The organism is Streptomyces sp. 71268, from assembly GCF_029392895.1.
Classification (GTDB): Bacteria; Actinomycetota; Actinomycetes; order Streptomycetales; family Streptomycetaceae; genus Streptomyces.
On the sequence record NZ_CP114200.1, the window covers coordinates 1,384,829 to 1,407,899 of the forward strand.

A 23,071-nucleotide genomic window follows, 5' to 3' on the forward strand; every position below is an offset into this window, starting at 1 on the left:
CACCATGCAGTTCGGCCGCACCTACGAGGAGTTCACGGTCGGCGACGTGTACAAGCACTGGCCCGGCAAGACGGTCACCGAGTACGACGACCACCTCTTCTGTCTGCTCACCATGAACCACCACCCGCTGCACCTGGACGCGAACTACGCCGAGCGGACGACCGACTTCGGCCGGAACGTCGTCGTCGGCAACTACGTCTACTCGCTGCTGCTCGGCATGTCCGTCCCCGACGTCTCGGGTAAGGCGATCGCCAACCTGGAGATCGAGTCGCTGCGGCACGTGGCGCCGACCTTCCACGGCGACACGGTCTACGGCGAGACGACGGTGCTGGACAAGACGCCGTCCCGGTCGAAGACCGACCGCGGCATCGTCCACGTGGAGACCAGGGGCTACAAGCAGGACGGCACGCTCGTCTGCGTCTTCCGGCGCAAGGTGATGGTGCCGAACGCGACGTACGTGAAGGAGCGCGGCGGCGAGCAGCCCGGCCGACCCGAACCCCGCGAGCCCGCCCGGCCCGCCGCGCCCGCGCCGACCCCCGCGAACCAGGAGCAGTGACATGAGCCGTCTCGCCCAGACCGAGGGCCTCAACGAGATCCAGCGCGAGATACTTTCGACCGTAAGGGACTTTGTCGACAAGGAGATCCTGCCGGTCGCCACCGAGTTGGAGCACCGCGACGAGTATCCGAGCCAGATCGTCGAGGGGTTGAAGGAACTCGGCGTCTTCGGACTGATGATCCCCGAGGAGTACGGGGGGCTCGGCGAGTCGCTGTTGACCTACGCGCTGTGCGTGGAGGAGATCGCCCGCGGCTGGATGAGCGTCTCGGGGATCATCAACACGCACTTCATCGTGGCGTACATGCTCAAGCAGCACGGCACCCAGGAGCAGAAAGACTACTTTCTGCCGAAGATGGCCGCGGGCGAGATCCGTGGCGCGTTCTCGATGTCGGAGCCCGCGCTCGGTTCGGATGTGTCGTCCATCACATCCAGGGGCGTGCGGGATGGTGACGACTTCCTGCTCACCGGACAGAAGATGTGGCTCACCAACGGCGGCACCTCCTCGTTGGTCGCGGTGCTGTGCCGGACCGACGAGGGGCTCTCCCCGGAGGAGGCCGCCGCCAAGCCGCACCGCTCGATGACCACGTTCCTGGTCGAGAAGGAGCCCGGCTTCGGCGAGGTGCGCCCGGGACTGACCATTCCCGGCAAGATCGACAAGATGGGGTACAAGGGCGTCGACACCACCGAGCTGATCATGGACGGGCTGCGCGTCCCGGCCGGTCGCGTGCTCGGCGGGGCCACGGGACGCGGCTTCTACCAGATGATGGACGGGGTCGAGGTCGGCCGCGTGAACGTCGCGGCGCGCGGCTGCGGGGTCGCGCAGCGCGCCTTTGAGCTGGGCGTTTCCTATGCCCAGCAGCGACACACGTTCGGCAAGCCGATCGCCCAGCACCAGGCCATCCAGTTCAAACTGGCGGAAATGGGGACCAAGGTCGAGGCCGCCCATGCGATGATGGTCAACGCGGCCCGGAAGAAGGACTCCGGACAGCGGAACGACCTCGAAGCGGGGATGGCCAAGTACCTGGCCTCCGAGTACTGCAAGGAGGTCGTGGAGGACGCCTTCCGCATCCACGGCGGCTACGGCTTCTCCAAGGAATACGAGATCGAACGCCTCTACCGGGAGGCGCCCATGCTCCTCATCGGCGAGGGCACCGCCGAGATCCAGAAAATGATCATCGGGCGACGCCTCTTGGAGGAGTACCACTTCCAGGGGTAATTGTCCGGTTGGGGGTGGTTTTTTCGAGAACTACATCACAGCCCGTCACTGGTCTTCAGCCACCGACTAGCCCTGGCGCTTGCCCAGTTGCCGCTCGCAACCGATACCATCCCCGAAAAGCCGCCGTCCCCTTTTTCGCTAAGCGGCACCCTCCGCTACGAAGGTCATTCATGCCCCACAGCTCTTCCACCGCACCTCGCGCACGCGTACGCCTCGCGCGCGGAGCGTCGCCGTGGCTCCTTCCGACCGTCGCCACGGCGGCGGTGAGCCTGGCTCGCTCCCGTCGCTCGGGGCGCTGGGCTGCCGCCGCCGTGCCCGCCACCGCGCTCGCGGCGGGCATGCTGTGGTTCTTCCGTGACCCAGAGCGCGAGATCGCGCAGGGTCGGGTCATCTCTCCCGCCGACGGCGTGGTGCAGAGCATCATGCCGTGGAAGGACGGACGGACCCGAGTCGCGATCTTCATGAGCCCGCTGAACGTCCACGTGAACCGCGCCCCGCTGGCGGGCACGGTGACCTCGGTCGAGCACATCCCCGGCGGGTTCGTCCCGGCGTTCAACAAGGAGAGCGAGAACAACGAGCGCGTTGTCTGGCACTTCGACACCGAACTCGGGGACATCGAGATGGTCCAGATCGCCGGCGCCGTCGCCCGCCGCATCGTGCCGTACGTGCCGCAGGGCACCAAGGTCGAGCAGGGCGAGCGGATCGGCCTGATCCGCTTCGGCTCGCGGGTCGACATCTACCTGCCGGAAGGTGTCGAGATCGCGGTCGAGGTCGGCGAGACCACCACAGCGGGGGTGACTCGCCTTGACCGTAGTTGATCCGGAGACCCAGTCCGCCTGGGTTCCCGAGGCCGACGAGTGCGGTGACGACACGGACGACATGCCGCTGTCAACGCGGCTGTCGATAGCGGACACCCTCACGCTCGGCAACGCCACCTGCGGCTTCATGGCCGTGTACTTCACCACCACCGGCGTCCTCATCCCGCACCTGACGGGCAACGAGGACGGCGGGATGGCCCGGCACAGTGCCGCCACCGCGGTGATGCTGATGCTGCTCGCCTCGGTCTTCGATCTCTTCGACGGGCTCGTGGCGCGCAAGCTGCGCAGCTCGGCGATGGGGGCGGAGCTGGACAACCTCTCCGACCTGATCAGCTTCGGCCTCGCCCCGGCGTACTTCGTCGTGGTGTGGGGCATGGTCGCCGACGACGCCTATCAGCGGGTATCGGCGGTGGCCGCCATCGTGGTCCTGCTCGCCGTCGTGCTCAGGCTCGCCAGATTCTCCTGTGTGACCCTGCGCGACGGCGTCTTCCAGGGCATGCCAAGCCCCTTCGGGGCGCTGACCGTGATCTCCGTGGTCCTGCTCGAGCTGCCGTTCTTCCCGACCCTGCTGGCCATCGTGGGCGTCGCCTGGCTGATGGTGAGCCGCGTGGAGTACCCCAAGCCGCGCGGGCTGCTCGCGCTGGCCATGCTGGGGTGGATCGTGCTGAGCATGGGCCTGCTGGCCGCCTGGGCCTTCGAGGCCCCCGGTGGCGAGCTGCTACTCCAGACCGGCTGCGCGCTCCAGGTGGTGCTGGGCGCGGTGATCCCGCTGTTCGCGACGGCCCGCCGGGTCAACACCTTCCGGGACAACCGGCGCGAGGCGCGGGCCACGCAGTTGCCGTAACGGGCACGCCCCCGACGCGTACGAAACGAAGGGCCCGAGCGTCTCGCTCGGGCCCTTCGCCGTGCCCGGGTCGTCATACCCGGGTCGCCGTGCCCGGGCACGGGGCTACCGGGAGGGGCGGGTGTCGGCGGTCAGGTCAGGAAGTCGGCCGCGACGCGGGCGGCGAGGCGCTCCAGGAGCGGGCCCGCCTCGGCCATGCAGCGCGCCGGGTCCGGTTCGAGCGCGGTCAGGGCGTACGCGCGGCTCAGGCCCGCCTCCCGCAGGGCGGCGGTGTCCAGCGCGAGCCGCCCGCACACCGCGACCACCGGCACGCCGCGCTCCCGGGCCGCCGCGGCCACCCCGGCCGGGGCCTTGCCGCGCAGGGTCTGGGCGTCGAGCGAGCCCTCGCCGGTGATCACCAGGTCGGCGCGGGCCAGCTCAGCGGCGAAGCCGAGCACGTCGAGCAGCACCTCGATGCCGGGCCGGAAGTCCGCGTCGAGCCCGACCAGCGCCCCGTAGCCGACACCGCCCGCCGCGCCGGCTCCCGGCGCGTGGACGCGCGCGGCGGCGCGCGGACCCACCGCGCCCTCCAGTACCTGTGCGTAGTGCGTCAGGGCCGCCTCCAGGGCCGCCACGTCCGCCGCGCTGGCGCCCTTCTGCGGCCCGTAGACCGCGGCGGCGCCCTGCGGGCCGGTGAGCGGGTTGTCGACGTCGCTGGCGAGGGTGACGGCCGTGGCCGCCAGGCGGGCGTCGAGCCCCGACAGGTCGGCCGTGGCGAGGTCGCGCAGCGCCCCGCCGCCGGGGCCGACCGGGCGACCCCGCGCGTCGCTCAGGCGCGCCCCGAGCGCCGTGAGCATGCCGGCGCCGCCGTCGGTGGTGGCGCTGCCGCCGACGCCGAGGACGATGTCGCGGGCGCCCGCGTCCAGCGCGGCGCGCAGCAGCTCCCCCGTGCCGTACGTGGTGGCGGTCAGCGGCGCGAAGGTGCCAGGGGGCAGGTGCCGCAGCCCGGACGCCTCGGCCATCTCGACGACGGCGCTCGTGCCGCGCAGCGCGTACGAGGCGTCCACCGGGGTGCCCAGCGGCCCGGTGACCCGGACCGCGCGCCGCTCGAAGCCGGCCGCGACGGCGGCCTCCACCGTGCCGTCGCCGCCGTCGGCGACCGGTACGGCCGCGACGCGCACGCCCGGCGCCGCCGCGCGCAGGCCGGCCGTGAGGTGCTCGGCGACCCGTACGGCCGTCAGCGAGCCCTTAAACTTGTCCGCGGCGATCAGCACCCGCGCCGGGCCACCCCCGTCCCGGTCTCCGTCGCCTTCGTCGCTCCCCTCCCCGTTCCCGCCCACGCGTCGCGCGCGGGGCGCGGCCTCGCGCTCGTCGGCGGGCCGGTCGCCGTCGGCGGGCCGGACCGGCACGCCGCCCGCGCCCGGGTCGTCCGAGCCCGGTTGGCCGGTGGTCTCGGCGTGGGGGGCCAGGGCCGGTCCGGCGGAGCCGAGCGGAGCCGGTCGTACCCGATCGCGTAGCGGGCCGGGCGCCGGGGGCGCGGAGTGTGGTGGGGTGGGCACCGCTGGGACCGTCGGTGGTGACACCGGGGGTCGGGGGCCGTGCGGTGTCGGTCGGGTGTCGGTCGTCGCGGCGTACGTCACCTGGTGTCCCCCCTGGTCCCGGCCGTGCCCGCGCACGGGCGGTAGCGCCGCGGTGACCCTACCCGCGGGGGTCCGCGCTGCCCACGGTCGTAGTCGTGGCCAAACGGCGCGCCACGGCCGCATCTCCTGCTTTATCGCACCATAGTGGTGCGCCATGAGTACCCCGTCTACCCAGTCCACCGATCTACCGCCCGACCCGGACGAGACCCCGGCCGAAGTGCACGACCCGCCGCCCGACCGGGCGATCGTCACCATCGGGGTGGTGGCCGTGCTGGCGGCCGTCGGCTGGGCCGCGCTCGCCAAGGACAACTTCGCCGACACCTCGGACTCCGCCCTGAGCTGGGTGCTCACCAACTTCGGCTGGCTCTTCGTGGTGGCCGCCGACGTGTTCCTGGTGCTGTGTCTGTACATCGCGGTCAGCCGGTACGGCCGGATCAAGCTGGGCCGGGACGAGGACGAGCCGGAGTTCGGCAACCTCGCCTGGATCGCCATGATGTTCAGCGCGGGCATGGGCATCGGCCTGATGTTCTACGGGGTCGGCGAGCCCCTGCTGCACTACACCGACCCGCCGCCGTCCAGCGGCGTGAAGCCGGGCACGGGCGAGGCGGCGCGCACGGCGATGGAGTACTCGTTCTTCCACTGGACCTTCATGCCCTGGGCGATCTACGGCATGGCCGGACTCGCCCTCGCCTACGTCGTCTTCCGCAAGGGCCGGGGCAACCGGCTCAGCTCCGTGTTCGTCCCGCTCATCGGCGAGCGGCGGGCCGACGGCTGGCCGGGCCGGATGATCGACCTGCTCGCCGTCTTCGCGACCGTCTTCGGCACCGCGACCAGCCTGGGCCTCGGCGCCCTGCAGGTCGCCGAGGGGCTCGACCTCACCGCCGGCGTGGACAACACCAAGACGGTGCAGCTCGTGATCATCTGCGCCCTGTCGGCGGCCTTCGTGCTCTCCGCCTTCTCCGGCCTGCACAAGGGCGTCAAGTGGCTGAGCACGCTCAACATCGTGCTCGCCGCGCTGCTGATGGTGTTCGTCTTCCTCGTCGGCCCGACGGTGTACGTGCTCGACAGCGTCCCGGCGAGCATCGGTGGCTACCTCAACGACCTGCTGCCGATGGCCTCGCACACCGGCGCCTTCACCGACCGGAGCTGGCTCGGCACCTGGACGATCTTCTACTGGGCCTGGTGGCTGTCCTGGGCACCGTTCGTGGGCACCTTCATCGCCCGCATCTCACAGGGCCGCACCATCCGCGAGTTCCTGATCGGGGTGCTGCTGGTGCCCAGTGGCGCGACGATGATCTGGTTCTGCGTGATGGGCGGGAGCGCCATCCGGCTGGACTCCAGCGGCACCGCCGACCTGACCGAGAAGGTCAAGGACGGGGCGGAGGCCTCGCTGTTCGGCATGTTGGACGCGCTGCCGCTGGGCGCCGCGACCGCCTGGCTGGCCATGGCCCTGGTCATGACGTACTTCATCACCAGCGCCGACTCCGCCTCGCTGGTCATGGGCTCGCTCACCAGCCGTGGGTCGCTGCACCCGCGCACCTGGCTGGTCGTCGCCTGGGGCATCCTGATGGCGTCGGTGGCCGCGGTGCTGCTGGTCGCCGGCGGCCTGGACGCGCTGAAGACGGCCACGATCCTGGTGGCGCTGCCGTTCGTGCTGGTGATGCTGGCGCTGTGCTGGTCGCTGCTGCGGGAGCTGCGGACGGACCCGGGGGCCGGGCCGAAGCGGCACCACGCGATGCACGGGCTGCGGGACGCGATGCGCGCGATGATCGGCGAGGCGCTCACCGAGCAGACCCCCACCCGGCACCACCGGCTGCGCCGGGCCGCCGAGCGGGCCGCGGACCGCGAGGACTCGGACTCCTCCAGCGGCTCCGGCTCCGGCGGCTCCGGCTGAGGCACGGCCCCCGCACCCGGCCTTCCCACACCGCGTCGGCCGGCCGGGGCGGGGCGGCCGGCCGGGGTGGGGCGGCGCGGTGCGGGGTGACGCGGTGCGGTGCGGAGTGACGCGGCGCGGTGCGGTGCGGGGCAGTGCGCGAAGGCCGTGGCCTTGGCCGCCCGTAAATCGCGGGCCCGGGCCCGAGCGGTGGACGTACAGTGCGCTCGTAGGACAAACGATCTTCAAGTGCTCCGTCGGACGCGCGTGCTCCCTCGGAGCGGAAAGCGCAGGGCGCCCGCCATGACCTCCCCCGCGACCGCCGTACGCCTCGCCACCCGCGCCGACGTGCCGCGCGCGACCGCGACGCTGACCCGGGCCTTCGCCGACTACCCCTTCACCCGGCACACGGTCTCCGCCGACGACCACCTGCGCCGCATCGCGGAGTTCCAGGAGTTGTTCATCGACCGGATCGGGCTCGCGCACGGCCGGGTCTGGGTCGGCGAGGAGGGGGCGGCGGTGGCCGTGTGGACCACGCCGGAGACCGTCGCCGCCGGTGCCGTCATCACCGAGCTGGCGCCGCGCTTCGCGGAGCTGGCGGGCGACCGGGCCAAGGCGTTCGAGCAGGCCGAGGAGGCGCTGTCGCCGCACCGCCCGCAGGGCCCGGCGTGGTTCCTGGGGTCGGTGGGCGTCGATCCCGCGCACCAGGGCCGCGGGCTCGGCCGCGCGGTGCTCGCGCCCGGCATCGAGGCGGCCGAGCGCGCGGGGGTGCCGGCCTACCTGGAGACCTCCGAGGCCCGGAACGTGGCCTTCTACCAGCGCCTGGGCTTCTCCGTCAGCGCGGAGGTCGAGCTGCCCGACGGCGGGCCGCTGACCTGGGCCATGACGCGGCACGGCTAGCGTTCACGAGCCCCTGGCGGAGCCGCCCTGCGGTGGCACACGGCGGGGGCATGCGGCCATGGCATAGGGAACTCGTCGGTGAGGTCAGCCGCCCCAGGTCAGGTCCTCGTCGGAGCCGACCCGCCACAGTGCTGCCGGGCGCGCCGTGGCGCTGCCATCCGCTGCGCCGGAAGCGGACACCGCCACACCGGGGGCGGTGCGTCTGACCCCTCGGACGGAACTGGCGCACGAGACGGCTACGGCGACCCTGGAAAACGACATGACAATATCCCCCGTCGAGTAAGAGTTCACATTCGCTGCGCGCGGATTTTCCGCCGGGAAAGGCCCGACCTCACCTGGCCGGACTCGGCAGCGAGGAAGCTAATTCCCTGCCGATAAAAGACTGTCGCGAATCAGCAGAATGGATGGAAGGGATCGTCGGTGGACGGATCGTGCCGTGGCATAAGCTGGCCAGTTGCCGCGAGGTCCGCCGCCTGCTCGTAATAAGCGGCCACGAACGGCACCTGGCACCCGTCGAGGGTGAGGCCGCCAAGCCGCTCGTACGTGACGAGCGCGCGCCGGCAGACCGCCTCCGCCACGCCTTCGGCGGCCCGTAGCGACGGTGCGAGCAGGAACACCCCGACGACCGCGTTGCCGTCGGCCACCCGGTGGACCACCACGTGCTCGACGGCCTCGCCGTCGCCCACGCACCCCGCGATCAGGGCGGCCGCGTCATCGGGCACGGCCGCACCGGGAGCCGCCGTCAGGTGCGCGTGAACCAGATACATGGCCTCATCGTCCATCTAGGGCATTTACTTGCACACACCAGCAAGCAGGACTCTTTATGCCATTGCAGGAAACGGCCCACAACTGCCCGCCCGCCGCCCAATAATCGGACGTGTATTCTTAAACTGCTGCTATTGGGGGGTCTCCGTGCTTGATTCCATCGGCTTGTCCCTGCCCGCTGAGCGCTTGTATCGGGCCATGCTCGCCTACTCCGACGAAGGCGTCACGCAACTCGCTCTGCGGCTGCGGTGCTCGGAGCAGGAGGTCCGCGACAGCTTGTCCGAACTGAGCGCCCTGGCCGTGGTGCAGCCCTCCCCGAACGAGCACAGCGGTTTCCACGCCGTGCCTCCCGAGGCCGCCATGGAGTTGTTGCTCGCCCGGCAGCACGCCGAACTCGCCGCGCAGCAGCACAGGGTCGAGGCATCCCGCGCCGCCGCTGCCCAGTTGATCGCCGAGTGCTCCGCGCTCCGCCCCCGTGGTGACAGCAGAGGGTCAGAAGTCGTACACGGTGCCGACGCCATTCGGGCCCGTCTCGCGCAGCTCGGCGCCGAGGCGGAGAACGAGGTGACGACCCTGGCTCCCGGGGGCGCCCACACCCCCGAGGACCTCGAAGCCAGCCGCGGGCCCAACGCCACCCTGTTGGACCGTGGAGTGCGCATGCGGACCATCTACCTGTCCAGCGTCCGCAACCACCAACCGACGCTCGACCACGTCGGTTGGCTACACAGCCGAGGAGGCAAGGTTCGCACCACGCCGACCCTGCCCCTTCGCATGATCATCCTGGACGGCCGGAAGGCGGTCTTGCCGCTGGACCCGGCCGACGCGCGCGCCGGGGCCGTCATCCTGGACGGGCAGTCCACCCTCACCGCCTTGTGCGCCCTCTTCGAGAGCCTCTGGGCCGCCGCGCTGCCCCTCGGGGACCCCGCGCCTCCGCGCGGCACCGCCTTGCCCACTCAGGAGTCGGAGACCCTGCGCCTGCTGGCCATGGGGTTCACGGACGAGGCCATCGCCAAGCGCCTCGGGGTCTCCCCCCGTACCGCCCGCCGCATCGCCGCCGACCTCATGGAACGGCTGGACGCCCGCAGTCGCTTCGAGGCGGGGGTCCACGCGGTCCAGGACGGCTGGCTCCCCGCCACCCGCTGACCAGCGAACGCGCTGCCCCAACAAGGCTCCCGCCAGCGGGACGGGCCCGGCCCGCGTGAGCGCGCCGGGCTCGTCCCATGCCCCGCAACGGCGGCCCCCTCCCGCTGCGGGGCGCGGGGTGCCAACGGTGTCCTGTGGGCAACTGTCGCCGGGGCGGGGGTTACCAGCCGGTGCCGAGGGTGTAGCGGGTGGCGAAGGTGTTCTGTCCGGTGCCGGGGTAGAGGTACATGTTCCCGGTCGTTCCTTGCGGGGCCTGGACACCGGTGATGTCGGTGTTCCCGTCACCGTTCAGATCGGCACTGAAGATGTCCCGCATGATGTTCCATCCCGATCCTGCGGAGATGGGCGAGTTGAAAGTACTCGCCCCGTTCCCGGGATAGATGAACAAGGTGCCATCGGATTTCGCGCGGGCGGCGATATCGGACTTCCCGTCGCTGTTGAAGTCCCCTCCGGTCAGTTCCTCGACATGGTTCCATCCGGTGCCGGCCATGATCGGGGAGTTGAAGGTACCCGCGCCGTTTCCGGGATAGATGAACAAGGTGCCATCGGATTTCGCGCGGGCGGCGATATCGGACTTCCCGTCGCTGTTGAAGTCTCCACCGGTCAGTTCCTCGACATGGTTCCATCCGGTGCCGGCCATGATCGGGGAGTTGAAGGTACCCGCGCCGTTTCCGGGATAGATGAACAACGTCCCATCGGACTTCGCGCGGGCGGCGATATCCGTGTTCCCGTCACCGTTGAAGTCACCACCGGTCAACTCATCCAGACTGTCCCAGCCCGTCCCCATCGACCGCCTGGCCTCCAAAGCCCCGGCCCCGTTCCCCGGGTAGACGAACAACGTCCCGTTCACCTTCGCCCGCGCCACCACATCCGACCGGCCATCACCAGTGAAGTCACCCCCCACAAAATCCGTCATCCCCGCATCCCCAGGCGGGTCGGTCGGCGTTGGCGGGTAGGGGTTCGCGTGGTCGCGCCCGAGACCCGCCTTGGGGCCGCAGGTAGGCCACGCGCGCTCCCCCTGCACACCGAGCACCCGTTCCGCGATGAGAATCTGCTGCTGCTTCGTCGCCTGGTGGGCGTAGGGCGCGTACCCCTTTCCTCCGAAAGAATCCCAGGTACTTCTGGAGAACTGCAGACCACCGTAGTAGCCGTTGCCGGTGTTGATGGACCAGTTGCCGCCGCTCTCGCACTGGGCGACCTTGTCCCAGGTCGCCACGCTGGCGGCCGAGGCGGGTGAAACGGAAAGGGCGATGGCCGCGGCGGTGCCGGTCGTCAGGATCGCGCGGACACCGCGCAGCCACGAACGCTCGTGGACGGGCATGGGTTGTTCCCCCTGAGCACATGGATTGACCGTGCGGAATCAAGCACGGTGTGAGGTGTCTCGACTTTTCCTCACCCGGGGCGGGGAGCGGAAGGACTTTCCGCTGGCCTGATTCTGCCGTGACACAAGGCGGCCAGGCTCCGCTGTCCCGTGGCCGCCGCGCGAGTCCACCCAAGCGACCGCCAAAAACCTGTGGACGGTCTGTGACACGACACATTCCGTCCACCCCGTAGGGCTTCCGGTCACCGCGCCGTCGAGCGGAAACTGAGGCAGCACCGAGGGAGTGCGCAGCGCCGGTGCGTTTCACTGGCGCCGCCCCCGTCGACGCTCGTATTCCGGTGTTTTCGACAGCACACCCGGAGAACGGGAACGTGCGTCGCTCGACACCGGGAATTCCACGACTTTCCTGCCGCATTTACCCGACTGGAGTCGCGTCATGTCCCCATCTGTTCACCACCGTCGTTCCCTCGCTCTCACCCTGGCCGGCGTCCTGGCGCTCGGCGTCACGGTGCTGGAGGGCACCGCGTCAGCGTCCCCCGCCCACACTGCGGCGGCTGCTTCGGCAGACGGCGCACAGGACAGGGGGAGCCACGGGCAGGGAGCGCCCTCGATCCAGGAGCAACAGCGCTCCGTGCGGCTCGCGGCGGAGAGGGTGACCCGGAGCGAGGCCCTCACCAGAGCGAGTTCCTGGGTCGGCCTCGGTCTCACGTACAACCAGAACGGCACCTACCAGGGGTACCGACGCGACTGCTCCGGTTTCGTCTCGATGGCGTGGAAGCTCGGTAAGCCGGGTCTCGCGACCCCCAATTTCGTGCCCAGCGGCGCGGCCAGGAGCATCAGCAAGGCCGAGCTGCGGCCGGGTGACGCGCTGAACAACGACCGCGCCGGCGATGACGGCCACATCGTGCTCTTCGAGGGCTGGGCCGATGCCGGCAAGAACTCCTATTGGGGTTACGAGTTCAGCAGCTCCGGCGTTCACCACCGCAAGATCCCGTATCCCTACTTCGCCGGTAGCGGCACGTCCAATTACAAGCCCATACGCAATGTCAACATCGTCGATGACGACACGCCGCCGCCTGGGGATGCGGGGATGACGGATTTTGTGGGGGGTGACTTCACTGGTGATGGCCGGTCGGATGTGGTGGCGCGGGCGAAGGTGAACGGGACGTTGTTCGTCTACCCGGGGAACGGGGCCGGGGCTTTGGAGGCCAGGCGGTCGATGGGGACGGGCTGGGACAGTCTGGATGAGTTGACCGGTGGTGACTTCAACGGTGACGGGAACACGGATATCGCCGCCCGCGCGAAGTCCGATGGGACGTTGTTCATCTATCCCGGAAACGGCGCGGGTACCTTCAACTCCCCGATCATGGCCGGCACCGGATGGAACCATGTCGAGGAACTGACCGGTGGAGACTTCAACAGCGACGGGAAGTCCGATATCGCCGCCCGCGCGAAATCCGATGGCACCTTGTTCATCTATCCCGGAAACGGCGCGGGTACCTTCAACTCCCCGATCATGGCCGGCACCGGATGGAACCATGTCGAGGAACTGACCGGAGGGGACTTCAACAGCGACGGGAAGTCCGATATCGCCGCCCGCGCGAAATCCGATGGCACCTTGTTCATCTATCCCGGGAACGGGGCGAGTACTTTCAACTCGCCCGTCTCCGCAGGGTCGGGATGGAACATCATGCGGGACATCTTCAGTGCCGATCTGAACGGTGACGGGAACACCGACATCACCGGTGTCCAGGCCCCGCAAGGAACGACCGGGAACATGTACCTCTACCCCGGCACCGGACAGAACACCTTCGCCACCCGCTACACCCTCGGCACCGGCTGGTAACCACTCCCCCACGCGAGGCCGTCCCCGCACTCCTGGGCGGGGACGGCCTCCGCGCGGGCAGGCCGTGGCACGCCGACCAGCGGCGCCGACTCGGGCCCCGGCCGCGATGCGCGACGGTTCAGAAGAGTTGTTCCTGGGCCGCCTGCTCCGTGGCGTCGGCCACGAACGCGCCGTCCAGGCACTGGACGCGGCCCCGCTCGAAGTCCAGCAGTTGGCGCTTGCGCTGGAGTCCGCCGCCGTAGCCGGTGAGGCTGCCGGTGGAGCCGATGACCCGGTGGCAGGGGACGATGATGCTGATGGGGTTCTTACCGTTGGCCAGGCCCACCGCGCGGGCCGCGCTCGGCTGCCCGATGGCCTCGGCGAGTTGCCCGTAGGAGATGGTCACGCCGTGCGGGATGGACCGCAGCTCCTCCCAGACCCGGCGCTGGAACGGCGTGCCCGACAGGTGGATCGGCAGCTCGGAGAAGTCGGTGCGGTGGCCGTCGAAGTACTCCGTGAGCTGGTCGATGGCCGCGGCGAAGGGCACCTCGTCCCGTTCGCCGAAGGTCTCCAGCGGCGGCCGGTGCCGGTGGTCGGTCATGTAGAGACCGGAGAGCACCCCGTCGGTGGCCACCAGGGTGAGCGGACCGCAGGGGCTGTCGATGAGGGTGTGGACGCTTACGGGCACGGCAGGTAGCTCTCCTTGGGCTCGGACTGAGTGAGGGTATCGGGGGCGGCGCGAGAGGCGCACGCCGCGGGCGGGGCGCGTCAGGCGGGCAGCAGGTTGATCGGATGGTCCTCGGTGGCCCACAGGTACTGCACGGCGTACGCGCGCCAGGGCCGCCACCTGGCGCTGTGCCGGATGAGCGCCCCGGGGGTGCTCGGCAGGCCGAGGCCCTCGGCGGCGCGGCGGATACCGAGGTCGGTGGGGAGGAAGGCGTCCGGGTCGCCGAGGGCGCGCATCGCGATCACCTCCACGGTCCACGGGCCGATGCCGGGCAGGTCCGCCAACTGGGCGCGGGCGCGGTCCCAGTCGCTGCCGACGCCGAGCGTGATGTCGCCGGAGGCGAGCGCGTCGATCAGCGTGCCGAGGGTGGCCCGCCGGGTGCGCGGCATGGCCAGGGCCTGCGGGTCGTGGCCGGCCAGCGCCTCGGTGCTGGGGAACAGGTGGGTCAGGCCGCCGGCCGGGTCGTCCACCGGCTCGCCGTGCGCGGTCACCAGCCGGCCGGCGTGGGTGCGGGCGGCGGCCGTGGAGACCTGCTGGCCGAGCACGGCCCGTACGGCGAACTCGTCGGCGTCCACTGTGCGCGGCACCCGGCGCCCGGGCGCCTTGTCCACCAGGGGCGCCAGCTCCGCGTCCGTGCGCAGCAGGTCGTCGGTGGCGACGGGGTCGGCGTCCAGGTCGAGCATGCGGCGGCAGCGGCTGATGGCGCCCGCCAGGTCGCGCTGGTCGGTCAGCGAGAGCTGGCAGCCGATGTGGTCGGGCGCCGGCCGGAGGCTGACGATGCCGTGCCCGTACGGCAGGCGCAGCGTGCGCCGGTACGCGCCGTCGCGCCACTCCTCCACGCCGGGCACGGCGGTGGCGGCGAGGTGGCCGAAGAGGTTGTCCGGGCACAGCGGGGCGCGGAAGGGCAGCCGGAGGCTGAGCACGCCGGGCGCGGTGGGCCGGTCGCCGCGGCGGGTGCGCCCGCGCAGCTCCGTCGGGGAGAGGGCGAAGACCTCCCGTACGGTCTCGTTGAACGTGCGGATGCTGGCGAAGCCGGCGGCGAAGGCGACCTCGGCCATCGGCAGCTCGCTGGTCTCGATCAGCAGCCGGGCGGTCTGCGCGCGCTGCGCGCGGGCCAGTGCGAGCGGGCCGGCGCCGAGTTCGGCCAGGAGCTGGCGCTCGATCTGTCGGGTGCTGTAGCCGAGCCTGGCGGCCAGGCCGGGGACGCCCTCGCGGTCCACCACGCCGTCGGCGATCAGTCGCATGGCCCGGGCGACGAGGTCGGCGCGCTCGTTCCACTGCGGGGAGCCGGGGCTGGCGTCCGGGCGGCAGCGCTTGCAGGCGCGGAACCCGGCCTGCTGGGCGGCGGCGGCGCTTGGGTAGAACGTCATGTTCTCGACCTTGGGCGGCACCACCGGGCAGCTCGGGCGGCAGTAGATGCGGGTGGTGAGCACGGCGGTGAAGAACCAGCCGTCGAAGCGGGCGTCCTTGGACTGGACGGCTCTCACGCACCGGTCGAAGTCAGAGTGCATGCGCTCAGCATCGCGGGTGCGCACGGCTGGGGCTCGCGGAAATCCGACATGGCCCTGGAGCCGCGCCCATCTGGCTGATCTTGATCCATCGGTCCGCCGTCTCGCCCCCGGCGGGCCTCGGCCCGCCCCGCCCCGGCGCGGGCCCGTCGGGGCGGGGCGAGGTCGCGGGGTGGCGGTCAGGCCGGGCGCACGTCGAGGCCGGCGACGCGGGTGGTGGGTGGGGTGCCGTCGGTCAGCAGCAGGGTGGTGATCCGGTCGGCCGGGCCGGCGGTGAAGTGCACATGGCCGCCGGGCAGCGGTACGACGGTGCCGTCGGCGGTGGTCGGCAGGCACAGGAGGCGGCTCAACCAGTCGGCGGCCACGGCCGGTTCGGGCGTCTCGATCACGAACCCGGCCAGGTCGTGTTCGCCCCGGCGGCCTCCCCCGCCCCGATAGGTGTCGAGGATGACCTGCCGGTCGGGCTCGTAGCTGATGAAGAACGGCGCCCAGCGCGGCGCGTCCGCGAGGAACGCCTCGCGGAAGGAGACGGGCGAGCCCTCCTTGGCGAAGGTCACCAACTCGACCTCGTGGCCCGCGCGGCGCAGCCGTTCGGTGGTCGCCTCGGCGTCGGTGACGTTGACCGCGAAGTTGAGCCCACCGCCGCCGGCCGCGATCTGGTCCCTCACGAACGGCATCATCGGCGCCATCGCCCTGCCGTACGGGGAGTCGGCGAACTCCGCGTGGTCCACGACGGTGAGGATCTCGACGTAGCGCACGTCCAGGCGCCACGCGCCGTTCTGGAAGCCCAGGTAGGGCGGGTTGACGTGGGCGGGGAGGCCGGCGGCCGTGTACGCGGCGACGGCTGACGGCACGTCGGGGACGCCGTGCAGCAGGTGGTCGAACTCCGGTGACTCCGATGACTCCGTGGCCATGTCCCACCCTCTCCCGAGAAGTTAGGTCACCCTAACAACAGCGGGCGCGGCCCGCGCGCCGGCCCTACCGGCCGCGCAGCGCGCCCCACACCGCGCGCGCCGCGTGGTGCCCTGACATGCCGTGCACGCCGGGGCCGGGCGGGGTGGCCGACGAGCACAGGAAGATCGCGGGGTGCGCGGTGGCGTAGGGCACGCGGGCGAGCTTGGGGCGCAGCACGGTCTGCAGGCCCGTGAAGGCGCCGCAGGCGATGTCGCCGCCGACGTAGTTGGCGTTGCGGGCGGCCAGTTCGGGCGGGCCGGCGACGGCGCGCGCGAGCACCCGGTCCCGGAAGCCCGGCGCGAAGCGCTCCAACTGCCGCTCGATGACCTCGGTGGCGTCCCCGCGCCAACCGCTCGGCACGTGCCCGTACGCCCAGAAGGTGTGCTTGCCAGCGGGAGCCCGGGTGGGGTCGATGAGGCTGGGCTGGGTGGTGATGAGGAAGGGCACGCTGGGGTCGCGGCCGGAGACGGCGGCGTGCAGCGCGCCGTCGATCTCGCCGAGGGTGGGGCCGAGGTGCACGGTGCCCGCGCGGCGCGCGTCGGCCGCCGTCCAGGGCACCGGGCCGTCCAGGGCGTAGTCGATCTTGAAGGCGGCGGGCCCGTAGCGGAAGCCGCGGTAGGCGTCGCCGAGACCGGCGATGCGGGCGAGCGCGGTGGGCGAGGTGTCGAAGACGTACGCGCGGGCGGGCGGCAGGTCGTCCAGGCGCTTGACCTCGTAGTGGGTGTGCACGGCGCCGCCGAGTTCGCGCAGGTACGAGACGAGGGCGTCCGTGATGGCCTGCGAGCCGCCACGGGCGACGGGCCAGCCGACCGCGTGCGCGGCGATCGCGAACATCAGGGCCAGGCCGCCGGTGCCGACGCCGCGCAGCGGGGCCACCGCGTGCCCGGCGAGCCCGGCGAGCAGGCCACGGGCCCTGTCCTGGTGGAAGCGGCGGGCGAGCAGCGCGGCGGGTTGGAGGGCGAGCGAGCCGAAGCGGACCCAGGTGGCCGGGTCGCGCGGCCGCCCGAGCCACGGGGTACGCAGGAAGTCGGCGGCCAGCGCCTCCCAGCGGCCGACGAAGGGCGCGACCAGCCGGCGGTAGGCGCCCGCGTCCCGGGGGCCCAGCGACATAGCGGTCTCCCCCACGGAGCGGGCCAGGACCGCGGCGGTGCCGTCCGGGAACGGGTGGGCCATCGGCAGCTCGGCGTGCAGCCAGGTCAGGCCGTGCCGCTCCAGCGGCATGGCGTTGAAGGCGGGCGAGCCGGCGCCGAGGGGGTGCGCCGCCGAGCAGGGGTCGTGCCGGAAGCCGGGCAGGGTCAGCTCCTCGGTGCGGGCCCCGCCGCCCGGCGCCTCGCGGGCCTCGAACACCTCCACCGCGTGGCCGCGGCGGGCCAGCTCAACGGCGGCGGTCAGGCCGTTCGGCCCGGCCCCCACCACCACCGCGTCGAGCATCGACGGCACATCGGCCTCCTCGCCTGTGAGGGTCGCCCGCGGTCGTGGCTACGGCGTGCGCGGCTCGCGCGCCGACCTAGCCAACGGCGGTCAGCAGGCCCAGGATATGCGCCGCCGTCTCCGCGTCCCGCGCCGCGGTGAAGGGCAGCGCGTTGCCGCCCGCGAGCTGGAAGGGCTCGCCGGCGACGGTGCCGGAGGTGCCGCCCGCCTCGGCCACCAGGAGCAGCCCGGCGGCGTGGTCCCAGGGGTTCTCCCAGGAGAAGGCCACGGCGTCCAACAGGCCGCGGGCCACGTCCAGGTACTCCAGGCCGGCCGAGCCACAGGGCCGCGGGGCGACGCCCTCGGTCACGAGCCCGGACAGGGCCGCCTTCTCCACGTCGGTGGTGAAGTCGTAGTGCGAGATGGCCACGTCGATGACCTTGCCGGCCGGGCGCGGGCCGCAGCGCAGCGGCCGGCCGCCCAGCTCGGCGCCGCCGCCCCTGCGGGCCACGGCCATCAGGTCGAGGGCGGGCGCGTACGTCCAGGAGGCGAGCAGCTCGCCCCGGTGCGCCAGCGCGACCAGGGTGGCGAAGCCCGGGTCGCCGTGGACGAACTGGCGGGTGCCGTCCACCGGGTCCACGATCCACACCGGCACCTCGCCCTCAAGGGCGGCCAGGACGCCGGCGTCGGCGTGCACGGCCTCCTCGCCGACCACCACGGAGCCGGGCAGCAGCGCGGTCAGCGCGACGGTGAGCTGTTCCTCGGCGAGCCGGTCGGCGACCGTGACGAGGTCGTGCGGGCCGTTCTTCTGCACGATCTCGTGCTGGGCCAGTTGCCGGAACCGCGGCATGATCTCCGTGGCCGCCGCCTTGCGGACGGCCTCGTCCACCGCCGCCTCAAGGCGTGCCCATTCCCCCGGGTCCATTGCTTCGATCATGTGTCCATCGAACCACGCCCCACCAGCAGGATTGACATCGCGTGGCTGGCCACAGGGTGAACTCCGGGAAAACCGACACGGTGGCCGGGGCTCAGCGGCCGACCGCGTACCCCTGGGCCCCGCGCGGGTTCGCCGCCGCCGACAGCACGCCGGTCTCCGGGTCCCGACCCACGGCGCTGAGCCTGCCCTCCGACCAGGGCCCGCCGACGGTCACGTCGTGGCCCCTGCGGCGCAGCTCCGCGATCACCTCCGGGTCGAACCGCTCCTCGACGGTGACGCCGCCGGGGCGCATGCCGCGCGGGTAGAACGACTCGGGGAACCCCTCCTGGTGCCAGCCCGGTGCGTCGATGGCGCCCTGGAGGTCGAGCCCGCCGCGCACGGGCGGGCGCAGCGCCACCGCGAGGAAGAAGTGCGTCTGCCACTGGTCCTGCTGGTCGCCGCCGGGGGTGCCGAAGGCGAGGACGGGCTCGCCGTCGCGCAGCGCGAGGGAGGGCGAGAGCGTGGTGCGCGGGCGGCGGCCCGGGGTGAGCGTGTTCGGCAGGTCCGGGTCGAGCCAGGCCATCTGGAGCCGGGTGCCGAGCGGGAAGCCCAGCTCGGGGACGACGGGGCTGGACTGGAGCCAGCCGCCGCTGGGCGTCGCCGAGACCATGTTGCCCCAGCGGTCCACGACGTCCAGGTGGCAGGTGTCGCCCCGGGTGCCGCCGTCGGCCGTCACGGTCGGCTCGCCGACACCGGCCGCCGCGCTGGTCAGCGGGCCGGTCGCGGCCCGCTCGCCACGGGCGACGGCCTGGGTGTGCGCGGCCAGGCGCGGCACCCGGCCCCCCGGGTGCCCCGGGCGCAGCTCGTACGAGGCACCCGGGCCGATCAGCGCGCGGCGCGCGGCGCTGTAGTCCGCGTCGAGGAGGTCGGGCAGCGGCACGGTGTCCGACCCGCGCGCGTCGCCGTACCACGCCTCCCGGTCGGCGAAGGCGAGCTTGCTGCCCTCGATCAGGGTGTGCGTGTACTCGGCCGTGCCGTGGTCGGCGGCGGTCAGGCCGTCCGGCAGCAGGGCGAGTTGTTGGAGCAACACCGGGCCCTGTGACCAGGGGCCCGGCTTGCACACGGTCCAGCCGTGCCAGTCGTAGCGGGCCGGCTCCTCGTACGTGGCCTCGAAGCCGGCCAGGTCGTCGCCGCTGAGCGGGCCGGCGTGCCGCTGTCCCGAGGTGTCGAGCGCCGGGCGGGCGGCGGAGGCGACCAGCGCCTCGGCTATGAAGCCGGACCGCCACACCCGGCGCGCGGCGTCGATGCGCGCCTCGCGGTCGCCGCCGGCCGCGTCCGCCTCGGCCAGCAGGCGCCGCCAGGTGGCGGCCAGCGGCCGGTTGGTGAACAGGGTGCCGGGGGCGGGCGCCTTCCCGCCGGGCAGGTAGATCTCGGCCGAGGTGGTCCACTCGCTCTCGAACAGGGCCCGCACCCGCTCCACGGTCTCCGTCAGCCGCTCCACGGGCGGGTGTCCGCCCTCCGCGTAGCCGATGGCGTACCGGAGCACGGACTCCAGCGACCTGGTGCCGTGGTCACGCAGCAGGAGCAGCCAGGCGTCGAAGGCGCCGGGGACGGCGGCGGCCAGCGGTCCGGTGCCGGGGACCAGTTCCAGGCCGAGGTCGCGGTAGGCGGCGGCGCTGGCGCCGGCCGGCGCGGGGCCCTGCCCGCACAGCACGCGCACCGCGCCGCCGGCCGGGGCGATGATGATCGGCACCTCGCCGGCCGGGCCGTTCAGGTGCGGCTCGACCACGTGCAGCACGAACGCGGCGGCCACGGCCGCGTCGTAGGCGTTCCCGCCGTCCTCGAGGACCGCCATCGCCGACTGGGAGGCGAGCCAGTGCGTGGACGAGGCCATGCCGAAGGTGCCGTGCAGGGTGGGCCGGGTGGTGAACACGAGAGCGGTCTCCTCGGGCCGGGGACGGGTGCGCTGGCGCGAGCGTACGCAGCACGCGCGCGGTCGCGGCAGGGCGCCCGCCCCCGGCCCCGGGGCCGGTTGGTGGGTGGCCGGCTCAGACGACCGTGACCGGGAGGCGGACCACCGCGTCGAAGAGGTAGCCCTGCGCGTTGGGCGTGGTGTGGTCGGGCTGGGTGTTGCCCGCCGCGTCGGTGGCCCGGGCCAGCAGCGTGGTCGGGCCGGTGGCGTGCGGGTGCCAGGGCACGGACCAGCGGACCCAGCCGTGCCGGCGCGGCGGGTCCTGGAGGTGGGCCGGGCGCCAGTGGGCCCCGCCGTCGGTGCTCACCCGCACGTCCACCACGGGTGCGCGTCCGGACCAGGAGCGGCCGGTCAGGCGGTGGGAGCGGCGGGCGTCGAGGGTGGCGCCGTGGTCCAGCTCGAAGGTGGACTTGACGGTCTGTCGGGTCAGCGGCGCGCTGCCCTGCGGCGGGTGGCCGGGCCCGAACAGCCGGTAGTAGTCGGTGTCCCAGGGCGAGTGCAGGTCCTCGGCGCCGACCTCGATGTCGCCGAGCCACTTGATGGACGCGATGCCGACCCACGACGGCACCACCACGCGCAGCGGGTAGCCATGGTCGGGCGGCAGCGGCGCGCCGTTCATCTCGTACGCGAGGAGCACGTCGGCCAGCGCCTTGGCGACCGGCAGCGGGCGGCGCACCCGCCCCAGGTTCACGCCGGCCGTGACGTACTCCGCGTCGAGCCCGCGCGGCATGACGGCCACGGCGTGGCTGCCGATCCCCGCCCGGTGCAGCACGTCGGCCAGGCGCACCCCGCGCCAACGGGCCACGCCGACGGCGCCGAGCGTCCAGGGCGTGCCGGTGACGGTGTCGTGCTGCTGGGAGGTGAAGTAGCCGCGCGCGTTGCCGGCACACTCGATGGCCACGTCGCGGCTGACGGCGGGCAGCGCCCGCAGGTCGGCCAGGGTGAACCGGACGGGCCCGCCGCGCAGCCCGCTGCCCCACACGGTCAGCCGCCAGGTGTCCGCGTCGAGGACGGGGGTCGCGGTGTGGTTGCGGACGAAGAAGCGGTCGTTCGGGGTGTGGAAGCCGGTGCCGCGCAGGGCCGACGGGCGGGTCTCGGCGTTGGTGCCGTGGCGGGTGAACACGTCGGCCGGTAGCGGCTTGAGGATGCCGCCGGGCCCCTCGGCCGCCGCGGCGGGCGCCGCCGCGCGGGCGGCCTGGGCGGCGACGGGGACGGTGGCGAGCAGCTTGAGGACGGTACGTCGGGCAGAAGTCATCGCGGGACACCTCGAAAGGAGAGCGCTGGCGGGCGCGGACGCCCGGGAGCGCGGGAGGGGCGAGGGAGCGGGCGCGCGGGGCGCGCGGGGGCGAGGCAGGCGTCAGCGACAACAACGACAGGGGCGCGGCACAGAGCGCGCGGTGACAGCCATGCGGGCATCTTAGACGCGCGCCCGGGCCAGGTCAGCGCCTCGCGTACGACGGTTGCGGCACACCGCCCCAACGGCGGCCGGCCACCCGGCGGTACGGGGCGGGGCGTGCCCGACGCGGCGCACGGCGGCCCGGGGCGACGGGGCGACGGGGCGACGGGGCGACGGGGCGACGGGGCGACGGAGCGACGGAGCGACGATGGCAGCGGGCGGCGGGCACGGGGAACGGACTGCGGGGTCGGCCGGGTGGTGGCGCCGACCCCCGCGCCGGGCTACAGGGCCTCGAAGCCCGGGATGACCTCCTGGCCGTAACCGTCGATGAGTTGCTCGCGCGCGTCGTGCATCGCGTACACGGCGAACTGGTCGACGCCCAGGTCGCGCAGGGCGGCCAGGCGGGCGATGTGGGCGCGCGGCGGGCCGATGAGGCAGAAGCGGTCGACGATCTCGTCGGGGACGAACTCGGTGTCGGGGTTGTCGGCGCGGCCGTGGTGGGCGTAGTCGTAGCCCGCGCGCCGCTCGATGTAGCCGGTGAGTTCGGCCGGGACCAGGTCGGAGTCCTGGCCGTAGCGGCTGACGAGGTCGGCGACGTGGTTGCCGACCATGCCGCCGAACCACCGGCACTGCTGCCTGGCGTGCGCCAGCGCCTCGGGCGTGTCGTCGCACAGGTAGGCGGGCGCGGCCACGCAGATGCTCACCTCGCGCGGGTCGCGGCCGGCGTCGGCCGCCGCCTCGCGCACCGCCGTGACCATCCACTCCGTCAGCAGCGGGTCGGCCAGTTGCAGGATGAACCCGTCGGCCTTCTGCCCGGCCAGCGCCAGCGCCTTGGGCCCGTACGCCGCCATCCACACCGGCAGCCGGCCATCGCGCACCCACGGCAGCCGCACCGTGGCACCGTCCACCACCGCCTCCCGGCCCTCGGCGAGGTCCCGCAGCGCGTCGATGCAGGTGCCGAGGGTGGCCAGGCCGCACGGGCGGCGGCCGGCGACGCGCAGCGCCGAGTCGCCACGGCCGATGCCGCACACGGTGCGGTTGCCGTACATCTCGTTGAGCGTGGCGAAGGTGGAGGCCGTCACCTCCCAGGCGCGGGTGCCCGGGTTGGTGACCATGGGGCCGACGATGAGGCGCTCGGTGTGTTCGAGCACCCGGCTGTAGATGACGAACGGCTCCTGCCACAGCACGGCGGAGTCGAACGTCCAGCCGTAGCGGAAGCCGTTGCGTTCGGCGCGCCGCATCAGGCCGACGGTCCGCGCGGCGGGCGGGTCGAGTTGCAGGACGAGGCCGAAGTCCACGGTGGCCCTC

Annotated in this window: 19 protein-coding genes; 8 read left to right on the plus strand and 11 right to left on the minus strand. The window is 72.6% G+C overall.

What is annotated here, in order from left to right; genetic code table 11:
- Positions 1-4: 4 nt before the first annotated feature.
- The 4 genes from OYE22_RS05250 to pssA all read left to right on the plus strand — a co-directional run bounded on the left by OYE22_RS05250 (position 5) and on the right by pssA (position 3,434).
- Positions 5-556, plus strand: a complete 552-nt coding sequence (locus OYE22_RS05250; RefSeq protein ID WP_277323988.1) for a MaoC family dehydratase — start codon at positions 5-7, stop codon at positions 554-556.
- Between the two features lies 1 nt (position 557).
- Positions 558-1,772, plus strand: a complete 1,215-nt coding sequence (locus OYE22_RS05255) for an acyl-CoA dehydrogenase family protein (RefSeq protein WP_277319314.1) — start codon at positions 558-560, stop codon at positions 1,770-1,772.
- A 170-nt stretch (positions 1,773-1,942) separates the two neighbouring features.
- A complete protein-coding gene (locus OYE22_RS05260; protein ID WP_277319315.1) occupies positions 1,943-2,590 on the plus strand; it encodes a phosphatidylserine decarboxylase in 648 nt (215 codons plus the stop codon).
- The gene (gene pssA, locus OYE22_RS05265) at positions 2,577-3,434 is read left to right on the plus strand and encodes a CDP-diacylglycerol--serine O-phosphatidyltransferase (protein WP_176164769.1); all 858 of its coding nucleotides are present in this window, start codon (positions 2,577-2,579) and stop codon (positions 3,432-3,434) included. Before OYE22_RS05260 ends, pssA begins: the two co-directional genes overlap by 14 nt.
- A gap of 131 nt (positions 3,435-3,565) precedes the next feature.
- Here pssA and OYE22_RS05270 read toward each other — a convergent pair whose 3' ends face one another.
- Positions 3,566-4,687 (minus strand): glycerate kinase, encoded by a 1,122-nt coding sequence (locus tag OYE22_RS05270; protein ID WP_277323989.1) that lies wholly within the window; start codon positions 4,685-4,687, stop codon positions 3,566-3,568.
- A 520-nt stretch (positions 4,688-5,207) separates the two neighbouring features.
- On the opposite strand from OYE22_RS05270, the gene OYE22_RS05275 reads away from it, so the two are divergent.
- Both OYE22_RS05275 and OYE22_RS05280 read left to right on the plus strand, forming a co-directional pair.
- Positions 5,208-6,947 carry a BCCT family transporter gene (locus tag OYE22_RS05275; RefSeq protein ID WP_277319316.1) on the plus strand — a complete coding sequence of 580 codons (1,740 nt, stop codon included), beginning with the start codon at positions 5,208-5,210 and terminating at the stop codon, positions 6,945-6,947.
- Positions 6,948-7,229: 282 nt separating this feature from the next.
- Positions 7,230-7,826 carry a GNAT family N-acetyltransferase gene (locus OYE22_RS05280; RefSeq protein ID WP_277319317.1) on the plus strand — a complete coding sequence of 199 codons (597 nt, stop codon included), beginning with the start codon at positions 7,230-7,232 and terminating at the stop codon, positions 7,824-7,826.
- A gap of 392 nt (positions 7,827-8,218) precedes the next feature.
- Here the strand turns inward: OYE22_RS05280 and OYE22_RS05285 are convergent, their stop codons facing one another.
- Complete coding sequence (locus OYE22_RS05285) at positions 8,219-8,608, minus strand: hypothetical protein (RefSeq protein ID WP_277319318.1); 390 nt, start codon at positions 8,606-8,608, stop codon at positions 8,219-8,221.
- 181 nt (positions 8,609-8,789) lie between these two features.
- Here OYE22_RS05285 and OYE22_RS05290 point away from each other — a divergent pair, with 181 nt between their 5' ends.
- Entirely contained in the window at positions 8,790-9,734 is a 945-nt protein-coding gene (locus OYE22_RS05290; RefSeq protein ID WP_277319319.1) for a LuxR C-terminal-related transcriptional regulator, read from the plus strand.
- Between the two features lie 160 nt (positions 9,735-9,894).
- Here OYE22_RS05290 and OYE22_RS05295 read toward each other — a convergent pair whose 3' ends face one another.
- The gene (locus OYE22_RS05295) at positions 9,895-11,055 is read right to left on the minus strand and encodes a transglycosylase family protein (RefSeq protein ID WP_277319320.1); all 1,161 of its coding nucleotides are present in this window, start codon (positions 11,053-11,055) and stop codon (positions 9,895-9,897) included.
- 436 nt (positions 11,056-11,491) lie between these two features.
- Between OYE22_RS05295 and OYE22_RS05300 the strand changes: the two genes are divergently transcribed.
- On the plus strand, positions 11,492-12,901 hold the full coding sequence (locus tag OYE22_RS05300; protein ID WP_277319321.1) for a VCBS repeat-containing protein: 1,410 nt from the start codon (positions 11,492-11,494) through the stop codon (positions 12,899-12,901).
- A 118-nt stretch (positions 12,902-13,019) separates the two neighbouring features.
- On the opposite strand, the gene OYE22_RS05305 is transcribed toward OYE22_RS05300, so the two are convergent.
- The 8 genes from OYE22_RS05305 to OYE22_RS05340 form a co-directional block, all read right to left on the minus strand.
- Complete coding sequence (locus OYE22_RS05305; protein ID WP_277319322.1) at positions 13,020-13,568, minus strand: methylated-DNA--[protein]-cysteine S-methyltransferase; 549 nt, start codon at positions 13,566-13,568, stop codon at positions 13,020-13,022.
- A gap of 80 nt (positions 13,569-13,648) precedes the next feature.
- The gene (locus tag OYE22_RS05310; protein WP_277319323.1) at positions 13,649-15,118 is read right to left on the minus strand and encodes a DNA-3-methyladenine glycosylase 2; all 1,470 of its coding nucleotides are present in this window, start codon (positions 15,116-15,118) and stop codon (positions 13,649-13,651) included.
- 176 nt (positions 15,119-15,294) lie between these two features.
- Complete coding sequence (locus OYE22_RS05315; RefSeq protein ID WP_277319324.1) at positions 15,295-16,029, minus strand: VOC family protein; 735 nt, start codon at positions 16,027-16,029, stop codon at positions 15,295-15,297.
- Between the two features lie 64 nt (positions 16,030-16,093).
- Positions 16,094-17,500 carry an NAD(P)/FAD-dependent oxidoreductase gene (locus tag OYE22_RS05320; RefSeq protein ID WP_277323990.1) on the minus strand — a complete coding sequence of 469 codons (1,407 nt, stop codon included), beginning with the start codon at positions 17,498-17,500 and terminating at the stop codon, positions 16,094-16,096.
- A 76-nt stretch (positions 17,501-17,576) separates the two neighbouring features.
- Complete coding sequence (locus OYE22_RS05325) at positions 17,577-18,416, minus strand: inositol monophosphatase family protein (RefSeq protein WP_277319325.1); 840 nt, start codon at positions 18,414-18,416, stop codon at positions 17,577-17,579.
- Between the two features lie 91 nt (positions 18,417-18,507).
- Entirely contained in the window at positions 18,508-20,328 is a 1,821-nt protein-coding gene (locus OYE22_RS05330; RefSeq protein ID WP_277319326.1) for a gamma-glutamyltransferase, read from the minus strand.
- 115 nt (positions 20,329-20,443) lie between these two features.
- Positions 20,444-21,622, minus strand: coding sequence for a sulfite oxidase (locus OYE22_RS05335; protein ID WP_277319327.1), 1,179 nt, complete (start codon positions 21,620-21,622; stop codon positions 20,444-20,446).
- A gap of 422 nt (positions 21,623-22,044) precedes the next feature.
- Positions 22,045-23,061: a TIGR03842 family LLM class F420-dependent oxidoreductase gene (locus OYE22_RS05340; RefSeq protein ID WP_277319328.1), complete on the minus strand. Its 1,017-nt coding sequence runs from the start codon at positions 23,059-23,061 to the stop codon at positions 22,045-22,047.
- Positions 23,062-23,071 lie beyond the last annotated feature (10 nt).